The following is a 15,601-nucleotide window of genomic DNA, read 5'->3' as shown; positions in this document are numbered from 1 at the left end:
TTCAATGTTGTTAATCGTGCCAGCTTATCGGATGAATAAATGTGCCGCGCATCACAAATTGAAGGCGGCGAACAAAAAAGAACATTTCTTCACAAGCGCTGTCAGCCCTGAATCCTGAGGCGGAAAGGCGGAACCACACCGCAAAACCGGCAAATTTTCTATTCGCGCGGCCATCCCTTTCCATTACAATGTGAAAAATTGATAATTTCACAGGAGCAGACGTGATCCCGGTTGAACGACATCAGCAGATCCTGGCGATGGTGGCCGAACGCGGCGTGGTGAGCTTTTCGGAACTGAGCGAACGGCTGGGCGTATCGCATATGACCATTCGACGCGACGTGCAGAAGCTGGAGGAACAAGGCGCGCTGCTGGCGGTATCCGGCGGCGTGCGTTCGGCGGAACGGCTGGCGGCGGAACCGTCGCACCAGACCAAAACCTCGCTCTATAATGCGGAGAAAAATGCGATTGGCCGCCGCGCCGCGCAGCATATTCCCCGCAACAGCTGTATTTATATTGATGCGGGCACCACCACGCTGGCGCTGGCCGGCGAGCTGCTGGATCGCGACGACCTGCTGGTGGTGACCAACGACTTTATGGTGGCGGCCTTGCTGATGGAGAAAAGCCGCTGTCGGCTGATCCACACCGGCGGCACGGTATGCCGCGAAAATCGTTCCTGCGTCGGGGAAAGCGCGGCGCGCAGCCTGCGCCATCTCGCTATTGATATCGCTTTTATCTCTGCATCCTGCTGGGGGCCGCGAGGCCTCTTTACCCCGGACGAGGACAAGGTCACGGTAAAGCAGGCGGTGTGCGACGTCAGCAGCAAGCGCGTACTGCTCAGCGACAGCTCCAAATACAATAAAATCGCCACGTTTATGGCGCTGCCGCTGGAGATCTTCGACACCATCGTCACCGATAGCCGCCTGAGTGCTCAGGCGCGCGAAGCGCTGGGCGAAGGAAACTGGAAGCTGGCTCTCGCGGATTAACCTGCGTGGCGGTCAGGCGGCGGTTGTTCCGCTATAGTGCGGCCAAAGGAAAGCCGGACAGCAGTGGAGGCTGGTATGCCCGCCAGAAAAAGGAAAAAAATCACCCGCACGCCGCACGATGCGGTTTTTAAGCAATTTCTGACCGATCCCGCTGTCGCGAAAGATTTTATGGCGCAGCATCTGTCCGAGTCGGTGCGGGCCGCCTGCGATTTTTCGACTCTGCGGCTGGCGTCCGGCAGCTTTGTTGAAGAGAGCCTGCGCGCCTGCTTCAGCGATGTGCTTTATAGCCTGAAAACCGCCGGCGGCGACGGCTATATTTATGTGCTGATTGAACACCAGTCGACGCCCGATCGTCATATGGCCTTCCGGCTGCTGCGCTACGCGGTTGCCGTGATGCAGCGCCATCTGGAGGCCGGTCACACTAAGCTGCCGCTGGTGATCCCGGTGCTGTTTTATAACGGCAAACGGTCGCCCTATCCTTTTTCGACCCACTGGCTTCATGGCTTTACCGATCCCGATATGGCGGGCAGGATCTATGGCACCCATTCCCCCCTTGTCGACGTTACGGCGATCCCCGATGACGAGATTGTGCATCACCGGAAGATGGCGGCGCTGACGCTGGTACAAAAGCATATTCACCAGCGCGATATGACGGACCTGTTGGACAGGCTGACCGCGTTGATTTTAGCGGGAGATCTCACAGAACAGCATTTGATTTCACTGGTAAACTATTTATTGCTTGCAGGTGAAGCTTCAGACGCAAAGGTATTTGTACAGCAGCTGGCACAGCGCGTGCCGCAACACGAGGAGAAACTGATGACTATCGCACAGCAGCTCAAGCAAACAGGCGTTCAGGAAGGGATGAAAATGGGCGTCGAAAAAGGAATGCGTAAAGGAATGCGGCTCGGTCGAAAAGCGGAGGCGCGCAATATCGCCCGGGCGATGCTGCGGCAGGGATTTGACCTTCAGGCCGTGGCAACGCTAACCGGGCTGAGCAAGGTTGAACTGGCGCAGCTTTACCCGTGATTTTTCCACCAGGCCTGTAATAAGCACGTCCGGGCCGTCGCCAGGCCCGGCAAAACCCAACCTCATCCTGCTTTTTGCGCCCTGCCGCATACCCTTCACTTTCTACGCAATAGTCTATGATTTCTTCAAAGCTTACATCGCACTCCTTGCGATGTCGTCTATCGCTCACCGCTGTGCTTAAAGAGGCTATTGAATGGGATCCGGAACATTTAGTAAGAGCTGGGGGGCCGAGTATGTGGCCGACGGTAAGATTCGTTTTCGCCTTTGGGCTACCGGGCAAAAAAGCGTCACGCTCAGGCTGGCCGGAAAAGATATGGCCATGTCCGCCAGCGGCGACGGCTGGTTTGAGGCGGAGGTTAGCGAGGTAGCGCCCGGCGCGGAATACAACTTTGTGCTTGCCGACGGCATGGTGGTGCCGGATCCGGCATCGCGTGCGCAAAAGGCGGACGTTAACGGCCCCTCTGTGGTTATCGATCCCGCAAGCTATAGCTGGCAGCATGAATGGCGCGGTCGTCCGTGGATTGAAACGGTGGTGTACGAAATGCATATCGGCACCTTTACCCCGGAAGGCACCTTTCGGGCCGCCATAGAGAAACTGCCTCACCTGGCGGAGCTGGGTATCACCATGCTGGAAGTGCTGCCCGTTTCGCAGTTTGGCGGCAATCGCGGCTGGGGCTACGACGGCGTGCTGCTTTACGCGCCGCACTCCGCTTACGGCACGCCGGACGATTTCAAAGCCTTTATCGACGCCGCGCACGGTCATGGCCTGTCGGTGGTGCTTGATATCGTCCTGAACCATTTTGGCCCGGAAGGCAACTACCTGCCGCTGCTGGCGCCTGACTTCTTTCATAAAGAGCGCATGACTCCCTGGGGAGCCGGAATCGCTTATGACGTCGCGGCGGCTCGCGACTATATGGTGGAAGCGCCGCTGTACTGGCTACAGGAGTACAATCTGGACGGGCTGCGTTTTGACGCCATCGATCAGATTGAAGACACCTCGGAAAAACATGCGCTGATCGCTATCGCCGAACGTATTCGTGCAGAAATCACCGACCGGCCGGTTCACCTCACCACCGAGGACAGCCGTAACGTCATTTTCCTGCACCCGCGTGAAGAGGACGGCAGCGTGCCGCTGTTTACCGGCGAGTGGAACGATGATTTCCATAACGCCATTCACGTTTTCGCCACCGGCGAAACCCACGCCTACTATCGCGACTTCGCTAACGAGCCGGAAAAGCTTATTGCGCGCATTCTGACGGAAGGCTTCGCTTATCAGGGCGAAGTCTCGGCGCAGTCGGGTGAAAAACGCGGCGTGAAAAGTTCAGGTCAGCCGCCGGTCGCTTTTGTCGATTTTATTCAGAACCATGACCAGACGGGCAACCGCGCCCAGGGCGACAGGCTGATCCAGCTGGCGGGCGCCGATCGCACCAAAGTGCTGCTGGCCACGCTGCTCTGCTCGCCGCATATTCCCCTGCTGTTTATGGGCGAAGAGTACGGCGAAACCCGGCCTTTCCTGTTCTTTACCGATTTCCACGGCGATCTGGCTAAAGCGGTGCGCGAAGGGCGCGCGCGTGAATTCCAGGGCCATGCCGGACATGAAGACGAAAGCGTGCCCGATCCTAATGCCAAAAGCACGTTTGACGCTTCAAAGCTGGACTGGCAAAAAACGCAAAGCTCGCAGGGACAGGCGTGGCTGGCATTGACCAAAGAGCTGCTGGCCGTGCGGCAGCGCTATATCGTGCCGCTGCTTGCCACTGCGGGCGGCAACAGCGGCAAAGTGCTGCAAACCGCCGCCGGTTTCGTCGCCGTCAGCTGGACGTTCCCTCAGGGCACGCTGTCGATCGCGCTGAATATCGGCGAGAAAACCCAGCCCGTGCCGGACATGCCGGGCGAGACGATTTTTAGCTGGCCGCAGGCCATCACCGAGCTGCCCCAGCATGCCATCCTTGTTCGCCTTGCTCCGGGAGAAACCGCGTGACTATTCCAGCCTCGACCTACCGTATCCAGTTCCGCAGCGGCATGACTTTCGATCGGGCCGCCGCGCTTGTTCCCTATCTGAAACAGCTGGGCATTAGTCATCTCTACGCGTCGCCCATTTTTACCGCGCTTTCCGGCTCTACCCACGGTTACGATGTTATCAACGCCAATGAAATCGATCCGGCGATTGGCGGCCGTGAGGGCTTCGATCGTCTGGTGAAAACGCTGCAACAGGCTGGCCTGGGGCTGATCATCGATATCGTGCCGAACCATATGGCCTCATCGCTGGAAAACGCCTGGTGGCGCGACGTGGTAGAGCACGGCGAAAACAGCCGCTACGCCCACCATTTTGATATCGACTGGTCACGTCGTCTGACGCTGCCTTTCCTTGGCGATGATTTTGAGGTGGAGCTTGAAAACGGCGCTATCGCGGTTAAACCCGATCCGCAAACCGGGAAACCGGCGCTGGCTTACTACGAACATTTCTATCCGCTGACGCCTGCAAGCTGGCAGGATCGGGCGGAGGCGGTGCTGCAACTCACCGACAAAGCCGATATCGCTGCGCTGCACGACAGCCAGCCCTACAGGCTGATGTCCTGGCGGGACGCGCCGCGCGACCTCTCCTTCCGCCGCTTTTTTGAAATCACGGGGCTGGCCGGCGTGCGGGTGGAGGATAAGGCGGTGTTCGATGATGCGCACCAGCTGATCCTCGAGCTGGTGCGCAGCGGCGCGGTGCAGGGCCTGCGCGTTGACCACGTCGACGGGCTGGCCGATCCTAAAAGCTATCTGGAACGGCTGCGTCAGGAAGCCGGACCGGATTGCTATATCACGGTAGAAAAGATCCTGGCTAAGGGCGAGCATCTGCCTGCCGACTGGCCTGTCTCCGGCACCACTGGGTATGAATTTATTGCTTCCCTGTCCGAAGCGCTGGTGGACGGCAAACATATTCGTCAGCTGCGGCAGGCCTATGAAACGCTGCTGGGCAAGCCGGTTGACGTGCAGGCGGAGCTGCGCGCGGCCAAAATGCTGATGGCGACCCGCAACTTCGCCGGTGAAGCGACCAGGCTTTTGCAGCTTGCCACCACTATCGCCGCCGCCGATAACGAGCCGCTGGAAGAGAAAGCGCTGTTGACGGCGCTGCGGGAGCTGCTGGTCGCCTTCCCCGTTTACCGCACTTACGGCACAACAGAGGGGCTGCCGCCCGAAGATGCCGACCTGCTGCTGAAAGTAGCGGACGAGGTGCGCCAGGGCGTTAAGGCACCGGATCCCGAGGCGCTGGGCTTTTTAACGCGGATTATGGCGGGCGAAGTTTCCGCTGCCGCCAGTGACGACGCCGCCAGCTTCCGCACCCGCTTCCAGCAGCTGACCGGGCCGCTGATGGCAAAATCGGTCGAGGACACGCTGTTTTTCCGCCTGCATATGGCGCTGGCGCTGAATGAGGTCGGCGCGGAGCCGATGCCGGATGACTTCTCGCCGGAACGTTTCCACCAGGAGATGCAGGAGCGGCTGGCCCGTCAGCCGGACGCCCTTTCCGGCACCTCTACCCACGACACCAAGCGTGGCGAAGATGCGCGAGCGCGCCTCTATACGCTGAGCGAAGCGCCGGAGCGCTGGGCGGAGTGCGTCTCTCGCTGGCGGCAAGGCAACCAGTCTCAGGTGGTGCAGCTTAAGGACGGCCCTGCGCCAAAACCCGCCGTGGAGTGGATGCTGTACCAGTCGCTGGCGGGCGCATGGCCCACCGATCTGGCGCCTGATGATGCTGAAGGCCTCAAGGCGCTGGAGGAGCGCTTTACCGGCTTTGTAGAAAAAGCGCTGCGTGAGGCGAAGCTGCGCACCGACTGGGCCGACAGCAACGAAACCTATGAAAATGCCGTGCTCGACTATGTGCGTCATCTGCTGTCGCCCGATAATCAGGCTTTTTTGCAGGACTTCACCGCGTCGCTCCAGCCCTTTATCCACGCAGGCCTTGTTAACAGCCTGACCCAGACGGCCATCAAGCTGACCGCACCGGGCGTGCCGGATATTTATCAGGGCAGCGAAACGCTGGATCTGAGCCTGGTGGATCCCGACAACCGTCGCGAGCCGGATTTCGCCGCGCTGGAGCAGCTGTTAAATCAGGTTGAGCAGGTCGATCCCGCTAATGAAGCGCACTGGCTGGACGGTCGCCTGAAGCAGCAGCTGATTGCTAAAGTGCTGCCCCTGCGTCAGCAGCTGCCGGATCTGTTTCGTAAAGGCGACTATCTGCCGCTGAGCGCCACGGGTCAGCAGGCGGAGAACGTGCTGGCTTTTGGTCGAGCCAACGACGAGGCGGCGCTGATTGTGATCCTGCCCCGCCTTGTGTTTAACCGATTGCAGGAGGCGCACTGGGCGCCGGCGGAAATCGCCCTGCCGGAGGCGCTGGCTGGCCGACGCTATATCAATCTGATCAGTGGCGCAGAATCTGCGCTGGAGACAAGCTTTAGCCTGGCGGGAGGCGATCGGCGGATGCCGGTTATTCTGCTTAGCCGGTAAAGCTGACTCTACAGCACAAGGACGTGCTGCTGTAACTTATCCCTATAGTTAACGCTGGTATTACGGAAGCTGCCGCTAATTTGCATTAACGCTTGCCGAAAGCGGCATGTCTGAACCATCTCGTAACAGATGCTCCGCTTTTTCCTGCCCATTTGTAACTAAATTAACTAAAATATGACATTTTTTAGTTTTGTAACTAAAAACACATACAATCTGCCATAACAATATTTTAATATTTATGGACACTTTTTAACTAATGTCAAATCCCGACTATCGACACCTGCCATGATTAAATCAAAAAAACTGATTACCTCAGTTTCGCTGTCTGCGTTACTGATTTCTACAGCGATCCATGCTGAAACTGCACCAGAGAAAACCGACGTTCTGCTGATCGGCGGCGGCATCATGAGCGCCTCGCTGGGCACGATGCTGGAAGACGTTCAGCCAGACTGGAAACAGATTATGGTTGAGAAGCTCGACGGCGTCGCCCTTGAGTCTTCCAACGGCTGGAACAACGCCGGTACCGGCCACTCCGCCAATATGGAGCTGAACTATACGCCTGAGCGTGCCGACGGCACCATCGACGTCAGCAAGGCGCTGGAGATCAACGAAGCCTTTATGATCTCTCGCCAGTTCTGGACTTCTCAGGTGAAAAACGGCGTGCTGAACAACCCGCACTCCTTTATCAACTCTACGCCGCACATGAGCTTTGTCTGGGGCGACGACAACGTTGAGTTCCTGAGCAAGCGCTATGCTGCGCTGCAGAAAACCACCCTGTTCCAGGGCATGAAGTTCTCTACCGATCAGGATCAGATCAAACAGTGGGCGCCGCTGGTTATTGAAGGCCGCGATCCTAAGCAGAAAGTCGCGGCCACCTGGACGCCGGTAGGCACCGACGTTAACTACGGTGAGATCACTCGTCAGCTGACCGCCAGCCTGAAGAAAAACAGCAACTTTAAGCTGGAAACCTCTTCAGAAGTGACCGACTTTAAGCGTAACAGCGACAACTCCTGGCACGTGACCATCAAAGACGTGAAAAACGGCGGCGAACGCGCGATTGACGCGAAATATGTCTTTATCGGTGCTGGCGGCGGCGCGCTGAAGCTGCTGCAAAAAACCGGCATTCCGGAAGCGGACAACTATGCAGGCTTCCCGGTTGGCGGCTCTTTCCTGGTCACCGAGAATCCGGCCATTACCAGCCGTCACCTGCAAAAAGTGTACGGTCAGGCTTCCGTAGGCGCACCGCCAATGTCCGTTCCGCATATCGATGCGCGTAACCTGGACGGTAAGCGTGTGGTACTGTTTGGGCCGTTCGCGACCTTCTCTACCAAGTTCCTGAAAAACGGTTCGCTGTTCGATCTGCTGAGCACCACCACCACCAGCAACTTTATGCCGATGACCCACGTGGGCATGGATAACTTTGACCTGGTGAAATACCTGATTGGTCAGGTCATGCTGAGCGACGACGACCGTTTTGCCGCGCTGAAAGAGTACTATCCGGACGCGAAGAAAGAAGACTGGAAACTGATCCAGGCGGGTCAACGCGTGCAGATCATCAAGAAAGATGCGGATAAAGGCGGCGTGCTGAAGCTGGGTACAGAAATTGTGACCGATCAGCAGAAAACCGTGGCGGCCCTGCTGGGCGCATCGCCAGGCGCTTCGACTGCGGCACCTATCGCTATCAACGTGATGAAGAAGCTGTTCCCGGAGCAGTTCAACTCGCCGGAATGGCAGGAAAAGATCCATAAAGTGGTGCCAACCTACGGCCAGACGCTGAACGGTAACACCGAGCTGACGCAGCATGTCTGGGATGACACCGCGGCCACGCTGCAGCTGACCAAGCCACCGGTTATCAAGATGCCTGCTCAGGAGCCTGCGCAGTCCACCATTACTGGCCAGGCTGAGAAAACGCCAGCCCAGCACGATATGGCGCTGTAAATCCTGTTTCCCGCGCCGGATGGCGCGGGGATCTTTTCAATGATGTGTTTAACAAAAATGCTGATTGATCGCCTCCTTAAACTATTCTGATTATTTTGCCGAACGTCCCTGAATCCCATTTTCAATAGTATCGATTAAACACCTGGATTTTCTCTTTTAACTCCACCAGCCTAATGATTTTCCCAAAACGTACAGCGCGTTTCCTAACGCTGCGCCTATCGCACCGCTTTGCCAGCCATCATAATCTTTAATTCCGCCGCGGGTTGTTAGCGTTGTTTCGGTTTCAGTCAGGCCACTGGTAATGCTATCGCTTCCTCCGTTTACGTAAATTAACTCTGAAGCATCAAGTTCTCTCATAGAAGTATCCTTCAGGCTGATGGCAACCAGCAGGTATAATGTTCGAAAGAGACACTATCCCTGCGTCTGCGCGCAAAAGCGCCTGTAGCACAGGCTATCGGGAAATTAAGAAAGCCTGTTGAAAGAAAAAGTAGTGGTGAAAAATCAGTTTGTGAAGCAAGCGAAAGTAAAAATTTTAGTTAAGGAAATATTTAACAGATAATTTTGATTTTAATCAAAAATAAGGGGGCTCACATCCTAATAAACCGGGCTAGCGGCCGGGCAGGCCGCTAAATAAGCCCCTTGTGGGCAAATGTGATACGAGTCGCTTCATTCAGATCCATAGCTTTTAAGGTTTCAGGGGGGACCCATGCGATTTCCTGAAACTCCTCGTTAAAAGTAATATTTCGATTAGTACTGATGCAGTCAAATATAAGATAAATCATATAAATTTCTTCAGTTTTGCCATCCGGGTACGTTTTGGTTCGGATGTCATCACGAAAAGTCCAGGGCTGAATATCTGTGATGCCTAGCTCCTCGCCTAACTCTTCATTTATTTCGCGCCTCAGGGCTTCTTCCAGTGTTTCGCCCGCCTCCATCCCTCCACCAGGCAAGGCCCACTGCCCCGGAAAAACACCACGATCCGCAGCCATTTTACAAAGCAAATACTCACCTTCGTTTTGAATCACAGGACATACGATTATCCTCTGTCGCATTTTATTTCCTTAATATCGCTATTTATCCATTAAAGTATCAGGAGGTTTTAACATGTTATTGACCTCAACTTAGGTCAGTTTTCCGAAAGGCTATCCGTAATTTCCCGTTTTGATATCTATGCGATTTTATCCGAGTTATGTTCTTTATTACTCTGTGCTGATTACTCGTTTTATTACTGCGGATATTCGGGAAGCTCAGTAACCTCGCAGGAGAAAGGATTGCGTGCTCAGGGTACGCTCAGCTGAAGCAATTTTAAAGCCATTACGTTTATTTTTGCGGGGTCAGGAAGAAAAGGAGAGGTCGCCCCCTCCTTCCCATTTTTAGCGCAGCGTGCCCGACGTTTCGGTCGCTTCTGCGTGCTCCAGCGCGACAGGAATGCTTTTATAAGCCGGAATACCGCTTTCGGTATCGAAGCTGTCCAGCGGCACCAGCACGTTGGCTTCCGGATAGTAGGCCGCGACCGAGCCAGGCGCCATGTCGTAAACCACTATCGTCAGATTATCCAGGCGTCGCGAGGTCTGCTTGCCGTCCGGATCGAGCGCCACCATATGCACCTTGTCGCCGACCCGCAGGCGGCGTTTTTCTGCCTCATCTGCCGAGATAAACAGCACGTCCCGCCTTCCCGTCACGCCGCGATAGCGATCGTTCAGCCCGTACAGCGTGGTGTTGTACTGATCGTGACTGCGCAGCGTCGTCAGCACCAAATCGTGGCACTTCAGCGAACGCGGATCCTCGTTAATGCCCTGCATGATCTTAAACTGCGCTTTACCCGACGGCGTCAGCCATTTGCGTTCCGACGCGGCGTTGTAAAGACGGAAGCCGCCCGGCTGTAGGATCTTGCGGTTAAAATCCTCAAAGGCCGGGAAAACGGCTTCGATAGCCTGGCGGATAAAGCTGTAGTCGCCGATCATTCTGTCCCAGTTCACCTTAGTGTTGGGCAGCGTGGCTTTCGCCAGACCCGCTACGATGGCCGGCTCCGACTTCAGCCATTCCGAAGCGGGCTTCAGCGAGCCGCGCGAGGCGTGCACCATCGACATGGAATCTTCCACGGTCACGCTCTGCTCGCCCGATGCCTGCCTGTCGATTTCGGTTCGGCCAAGCACCGGCAGCAGATAGTTATGTTTGCCCAACAGCAGATGCGAGCGGTTCAGCTTGGTCGCCATATGCACCACCAGATCCAGCTTGCGCATCGCCTCGAAGGTTTGCTGCGGATCGGAGATCGCCTCCGCCAGGTTGCCGCCCAGGCAAAGCAGTGCTTTGGAGTGGCCGTCGCGGATCGCCTGAATAGCCTGCACCGCACCGTGTCCATGTTTCTGCGGCGGCTTAAAGCCAAACACTTTTTCCAGGTTGTCCAGCAGCGACTGCGGCGGGATTTCAGTAATGCCGACGGTACGATCGCCCTGTACGTTAGAGTGGCCGCGCAGTGGGCAGATGCCCGCGCCTTTCTTGCCGATATTGCCACGCATCAACAGCAGGTTAGCGATTTGCTGTACATTTTGCGTGCCGTACTGGTGCTGGGTGATACCCATGCCGTAACAGATAATGGTTCTTTCTGCTTTGGCATACAGGTGGGCAATATTCTGGATCTCTTCAAACGTCATACCGGAGACTTTCAGAATATGCGGCCAGTCGGTGGCATCCAGGTCCGCCTTCAGGGCGTCAAAACCTTCGGTATGTTCGCTGATAAAGCTTTCGTCCAGCACGCCGGGCTCTCCGGCCGCCAGCGCCCGCTCGTGCATCACCAGCAGACACTTCATCACGCCTTTCAGCATGGCGGCATCGCCGCCAACGCGCACTTTGTAATAGGTAGAAGCGAGCGTGGTGGAGCTGAGCGACAGCATTTCTACCGGGCTTTGCGGAGAGGTAAAGCGTTCAAGCCCTCTTTCCCGCAGCGGATTGATCGCCACGATGGTTGCGCCGCGTTTGGAGACTTCACGTAGCGTACCCAGCATGCGTGGATGATTAGTGCCGGGGTTATGGCCGATACACAGCACCAGATCGCAGTGATCGAAATCTTCCAGTTCGATGGTGCCTTTGCCTATGCCGATGGACTGCGGCAGGCCGACGCTGGTCGGCTCATGGCACATATTGGAGCAATCCGGGAAATTATTAGTGCCGTATTCGCGCGCGAACAGCTGCCAGAGAAACGCTGCTTCGTTAGAAGCGCGGCCTGAGGTATAGAACTCCACGCTATCCGGATCTTCGTAGCTTTGCAGCTTTTCGCCGATTTCACGGAAGGCGGTTTCCCATTCTATAGGCTGATAGGTATCGGTGGCCGCATCGTATTTCATCGGGTGAGTCAGACGGCCTTCGCCTTCCAGCTCAAAAGCGTTGCGTTGCCAAAGCTCACTGACGGTATGGGCAGAGAAAAATTCCGGCGTGGTGCGCTTGCTGGTGGCTTCCCAGGAAACGGCCTTGGCGCCATTTTCGCAAAATTCAAAGGAGGAACCGTGCTGAGGATCGGGCCACGCGCAGCCGGGACAATCGAAGCCCTGCGGCTGGTTGACTTTAAACAACGCGATCACGTCCTGTTTGACCGACATCTGGCCGCGGATCGCGTCGGCAACGGCCTTTAACGCTCCCCAACCCCCCGCTGAACCACCGTAAGGCGCTATTCCAATAGTCTTATTTTGTTGTTTCATACGACTCCGCATCACATTACAAACCAGTTTTTAGCTTAGAACAGCATGCGGCTTCCGATCGGTTTTTTGCTTTCAGAATGTTACCGAATGGCGCTATTAATAACCCATAGCGGCCAGCGACCTGAATCCACAATGGTGCTGAGCCTGCGCATTGTAAACAGAAAGTAAATACCGTATAACAATACGCACCGAGGGGTGTCCTGTTACGGGCTGAGATGGCGCAAGCCGAACCCTTTGAACCTGATCTGGGTCATGCCAGCGAAGGGACGGCTGAGCCAGATAACGCACGTTCCCGCGCCTGACCGGATCTCAAGTATTGAGGAGGTTCCGTGTTTGACGGTTTCTACGGACGGCTGCGTCAACAGACCGGCGATCGCTGGCTGCACTATATCCATCACCCTTTTGTTCGCCAGCTGGCTGACGGCACCCTGCCTGCGTCGGCTTTTCGCCGTTACCTTATCCAGGACTATCTGTTCCTTATCCATTTTGCCCGCGCCTACGCGCTGCTGGTCAGCAAATTTCAAACGCTGCCGGAGATGCGTGCGGCAATCCGCTCGCTGAACGCCATCGTCGACGAACTGCCGCTCCACGTGCGCTACTGCGCGCAGTGGGGCCTGACCGGGAAGGCGATGGCGGCGGAAACCGAGGCGCCAGAAACGCTAAATTATACCCGCTATGTGCTGGATATTGGTCACGCGGGCGACGCGCTCGATCTGTTGACCGCCCTGATGCCCTGCGTGGCTGGCTATGCCGAGATCGGCGTCGGCTTGCTGAACGATACGCAAACCGTATTGACCGGCAATCCCTACGCGCCGTGGATTGAAAACTATGGCGCTCCGCTTTACCTGAGCGGCGTGCAGGCTTCGCTGACGCTGTTTGAAAACCTGGCCGCCCAGCGCGGCGGCGCGAGCCGCTTTGAGGCGCTGGCGGGAATATTCGCCACCGCGACACGGCTGGAAACGGCATTCTGGCAGATGGGGCTTGATGCTGCCTGCGCTACGCCGGAAGCGCGATGACGCCGGGTATAGAGGTGAAGGCGGTCAGCCTGCATTTTAGCGATCGTACGTTATTTAAGCAGCTGAGCTTTACGCTGGCAGGCGGCCGCTTTACTTCTCTGCTTGGCCCAAGCGGCGTCGGTAAAAGCAGCCTGCTGAAGATCATTGCGGGGCTGCTTGCACCCTCGACAGGATCGGTGCTGGGTAGCGATGGGCTGCCGGTTGCCGGACGCATCGCTTGGATGGGACAACGGGATCTGCTCTATCCGTGGCTTAGCGCGATCGACAATGTCGCGCTGGGTGCGCGTTTGCGCGGCGAGAAAGCTGACAGACAATGGGCAGAACATCTGCTTGAACGCGTGGGCCTGGCTGGCAATGCCGGCGCGCTGCCCGCCACGCTGTCGGGCGGGATGCGTCAGCGTGTCGCGCTCGCCCGGACCTTGTACGAGCGACGGCCCATTGTGCTAATGGATGAACCCTTTTCCGCTCTTGATGCCATTACCCGCGCCCAAATTCAGGCGCTGGCCGCAGAGCTGCTGGCCGACTGCACCGTGCTGCTGATTACGCACGATCCAGTAGAAGCCTGTCGCCTCAGTCATCGCCTGCTGATCCTTTCTGCTGCCGGGCTTAGCGAGCTTCCTGAGCTGGCTGGTCAGCCGCCGCGAGCGCCCGACGATCCCAATTTATTGCGTAGCCAGGCGCAGCTTATGCGCCAGCTGACAGAGGACATGGCATGAATGCAGCAACGATACGCCGTGGCGTCACGGTATTTGTCGGGCTGATGGCGCTGTGGCAGCTGGCCACGCCTGGCAGCATCCCGGCTTTTCTGTTGCCCTCGCCCATCGCCGTGGCTGCGGCTATGCGGGATAACGCTGGCTATCTCGCTTACCACACGCTTATTACCGCTACTGAAATCGCCGGCGGGCTTATCGCGGGCGTGCTGCTCGGCGCCCTGCTGGCGCTGCTGATGACCTTTTCGCCCGGCCTGCAACGCTGGCTGATGCCGCTGGTATTGACCAGCCAGGCGATCCCCGTGTTTGCGCTGGCGCCGCTGCTGGTGCTCTGGTTTGGCTTCGGCATCAGCGCCAAAATTGTGATGGCGATCCTGGTGATTTTTTTCCCGGTTGCCTCCGCTTTTTTTGATGGCTTACGGCGGGTCGAACAGGACTATCTGGATCTGGCGCGCACGATGGGTGCCTCTTCCGCTTCGCAGCTGCGGCATGTGCGGCTGATGGCGGCGCTGCCGGCCTTTGGCTCAGGGCTGCGGATGGCGGTCGCCGTCGCGCCCATTGGTGCGATTGTCGGCGAATGGGTGGGCTCCGCCGAAGGATTGGGGTTTGTAATGCTGAATGCTAACGCGCGAATGCAGAGCGATCTCTGCTTCGCCGCCCTGTTTGTGCTGGTAGCCATGACGATTGCGCTCTGGCTGAGTACCGATATCCTGCTGCGCCGCCTGATCCGCTGGTCGCCGGAGCGTTAATCACCGTAAGGACAAGATAATGAAAAAAGCTTTAGTTTGTGGGCTGGTGGTAGCAACGTTATCTCCTTTCACCAGCGCGGCGCAAAAGCTGACGCTGATGCTGGACTGGTATGTTAATCCCGATCACGCGCCGATTATGGTGGCGCAGCAGACTGGCGCGTTTAAGGCTCAGGGGCTGGATGTGACGATTATTCCGCCTTCCGATCCGGCGTTGCCGCCACGTCTGGTCGCGGCCGGTAAGGTGGATCTGGCGGTGACCTATCAGCCACAGCTGCACTTTTTTGCCGACCAGGGCTTACCGCTGGTACGCGTCGGCACGCTGATTGATTCCCCGCTCAACACGCTGATTACGCTTGATAAAAGCGTGCATTCTCCGGCAGACCTGCAAGGGAAAACGGTGGGGTATTCCGTCAGCGGCATCGAACAGGCCACGCTCGCCGCTATGCTGCAGCACGACCAGCGGCAACTCAGCGACGTTAAGCTGGTTAACGTCAATTTTCAGCTGACCAGCGCGTTGCTGACCGGCAAAGTTGATGCGGTCATCGGCGGCTACCGTAATATTGAAGCGCTGGAAGTGAAGCTTCAGGGCAAAGATCCCGTGGTGTTCAACGTCGAGGACTACGGCGTGCCGGCCTATGATGAGCTAATTCTGGTGGCGAATCGCGATAGCCTGAACAAACCCGCTATCAAAAAGTTCCTGATAGCGCTCAAGCAGGGCAATGACTACTTACAGGCCCATCCTGAAGAAAGCTGGCGGGCATTCGCTAAATTGCATTCTGAGCTGAACACCGGGCTGAACAGACAGGCATGGGTAAAAACGCTGCCGCTGTTTGCCCGCGACCCGGCCCGCCTGGATCGCCAGCGCTACCGGCAGTACGAAACTTTTCTTTTTAACCATGGACTGATTAAAAAAATTACGCCGGTTAACGACTACGTCGTCGAAATCCAGTAAGCTCGCGTGCTGACGCCACAAGCTGAATTTTAATCGATTTCAAA

Annotated in this window: 13 protein-coding genes and 1 riboswitch; of the genes, 9 read left to right on the top strand and 4 right to left on the bottom strand. The window is 56.8% G+C overall.

The window, feature by feature from the left end:
* Window positions 1-10 precede the first annotated feature (10 nt).
* On the bottom strand, window positions 11-211 hold the full coding sequence (locus tag ACA373_RS04160; protein WP_370734053.1) for a hypothetical protein: 201 nt from the start codon (window positions 209-211) through the stop codon (window positions 11-13).
* Between the two features lie 10 nt (window positions 212-221).
* Between ACA373_RS04160 and ygbI the strand changes: the two genes are divergently transcribed.
* The 5 genes from ygbI to mqo all read left to right on the top strand — a co-directional run bounded on the left by ygbI (window position 222) and on the right by mqo (window position 8,435).
* Complete coding sequence (gene ygbI / locus ACA373_RS04155) at window positions 222-983, top strand: DNA-binding transcriptional repressor YgbI (RefSeq protein WP_301250800.1); 762 nt, start codon at window positions 222-224, stop codon at window positions 981-983.
* Between the two features lie 75 nt (window positions 984-1,058).
* Window positions 1,059-2,009, top strand: a complete 951-nt coding sequence (locus ACA373_RS04150) for an Rpn family recombination-promoting nuclease/putative transposase (protein WP_370734052.1) — start codon at window positions 1,059-1,061, stop codon at window positions 2,007-2,009.
* Window positions 2,010-2,202: 193 nt separating this feature from the next.
* The gene (gene treZ / locus ACA373_RS04145; protein ID WP_370734051.1) at window positions 2,203-3,987 is read left to right on the top strand and encodes a malto-oligosyltrehalose trehalohydrolase; all 1,785 of its coding nucleotides are present in this window, start codon (window positions 2,203-2,205) and stop codon (window positions 3,985-3,987) included.
* Window positions 3,984-6,497: a malto-oligosyltrehalose synthase gene (gene treY, locus ACA373_RS04140; protein WP_301729542.1), complete on the top strand. Its 2,514-nt coding sequence runs from the start codon at window positions 3,984-3,986 to the stop codon at window positions 6,495-6,497. The genes treZ and treY overlap by 4 nt, the downstream gene beginning before the upstream one ends.
* Window positions 6,498-6,782: 285 nt before the next feature.
* Entirely contained in the window at window positions 6,783-8,435 is a 1,653-nt protein-coding gene (mqo, locus tag ACA373_RS04135; protein WP_253454115.1) for a malate dehydrogenase (quinone), read from the top strand.
* A 156-nt stretch (window positions 8,436-8,591) separates the two neighbouring features.
* On the opposite strand, the gene ACA373_RS04130 is transcribed toward mqo, so the two are convergent.
* The 3 genes from ACA373_RS04130 to ACA373_RS04120 form a co-directional block, all read right to left on the bottom strand.
* On the bottom strand, window positions 8,592-8,792 hold the full coding sequence (locus tag ACA373_RS04130; RefSeq protein ID WP_253454117.1) for a hypothetical protein: 201 nt from the start codon (window positions 8,790-8,792) through the stop codon (window positions 8,592-8,594).
* Window positions 8,793-9,061: 269 nt separating this feature from the next.
* The gene (gene nudI, locus ACA373_RS04125; RefSeq protein ID WP_370734050.1) at window positions 9,062-9,487 is read right to left on the bottom strand and encodes a nucleoside triphosphatase NudI; all 426 of its coding nucleotides are present in this window, start codon (window positions 9,485-9,487) and stop codon (window positions 9,062-9,064) included.
* A 321-nt stretch (window positions 9,488-9,808) separates the two neighbouring features.
* Entirely contained in the window at window positions 9,809-12,130 is a 2,322-nt protein-coding gene (locus ACA373_RS04120; protein ID WP_253454121.1) for an FdhF/YdeP family oxidoreductase, read from the bottom strand.
* Between the two features lie 181 nt (window positions 12,131-12,311).
* A riboswitch (TPP riboswitch) is annotated at window positions 12,312-12,415 on the top strand.
* A 44-nt stretch (window positions 12,416-12,459) separates the two neighbouring features.
* Between ACA373_RS04120 and ACA373_RS04115 the strand changes: the two genes are divergently transcribed.
* From ACA373_RS04115 to ACA373_RS04100, 4 genes are read left to right on the top strand one after another with little or no spacing between them, the layout of a single operon-like run.
* Window positions 12,460-13,146, top strand: coding sequence for a TenA family protein (locus ACA373_RS04115; protein ID WP_253454123.1), 687 nt, complete (start codon window positions 12,460-12,462; stop codon window positions 13,144-13,146).
* Window positions 13,143-13,862, top strand: a complete 720-nt coding sequence (locus ACA373_RS04110) for an ABC transporter ATP-binding protein (protein WP_301250808.1) — start codon at window positions 13,143-13,145, stop codon at window positions 13,860-13,862. The genes ACA373_RS04115 and ACA373_RS04110 overlap by 4 nt, the downstream gene beginning before the upstream one ends.
* Complete coding sequence (locus ACA373_RS04105) at window positions 13,859-14,605, top strand: ABC transporter permease (protein WP_253454127.1); 747 nt, start codon at window positions 13,859-13,861, stop codon at window positions 14,603-14,605. Before ACA373_RS04110 ends, ACA373_RS04105 begins: the two co-directional genes overlap by 4 nt.
* Before the next feature lie 19 nt (window positions 14,606-14,624).
* The gene (locus ACA373_RS04100) at window positions 14,625-15,557 is read left to right on the top strand and encodes an ABC transporter substrate-binding protein (protein WP_370734049.1); all 933 of its coding nucleotides are present in this window, start codon (window positions 14,625-14,627) and stop codon (window positions 15,555-15,557) included.
* The last annotated feature ends 44 nt before the right edge of the window (window positions 15,558-15,601 follow it).

This window comes from Erwinia sp. STN24 (genome assembly GCF_041320675.1).
GTDB lineage: Bacteria > Pseudomonadota > Gammaproteobacteria > Enterobacterales > Enterobacteriaceae > Erwinia > Erwinia aeris.
This window is presented reverse-complemented; position numbering and strand designations above follow the sequence as displayed.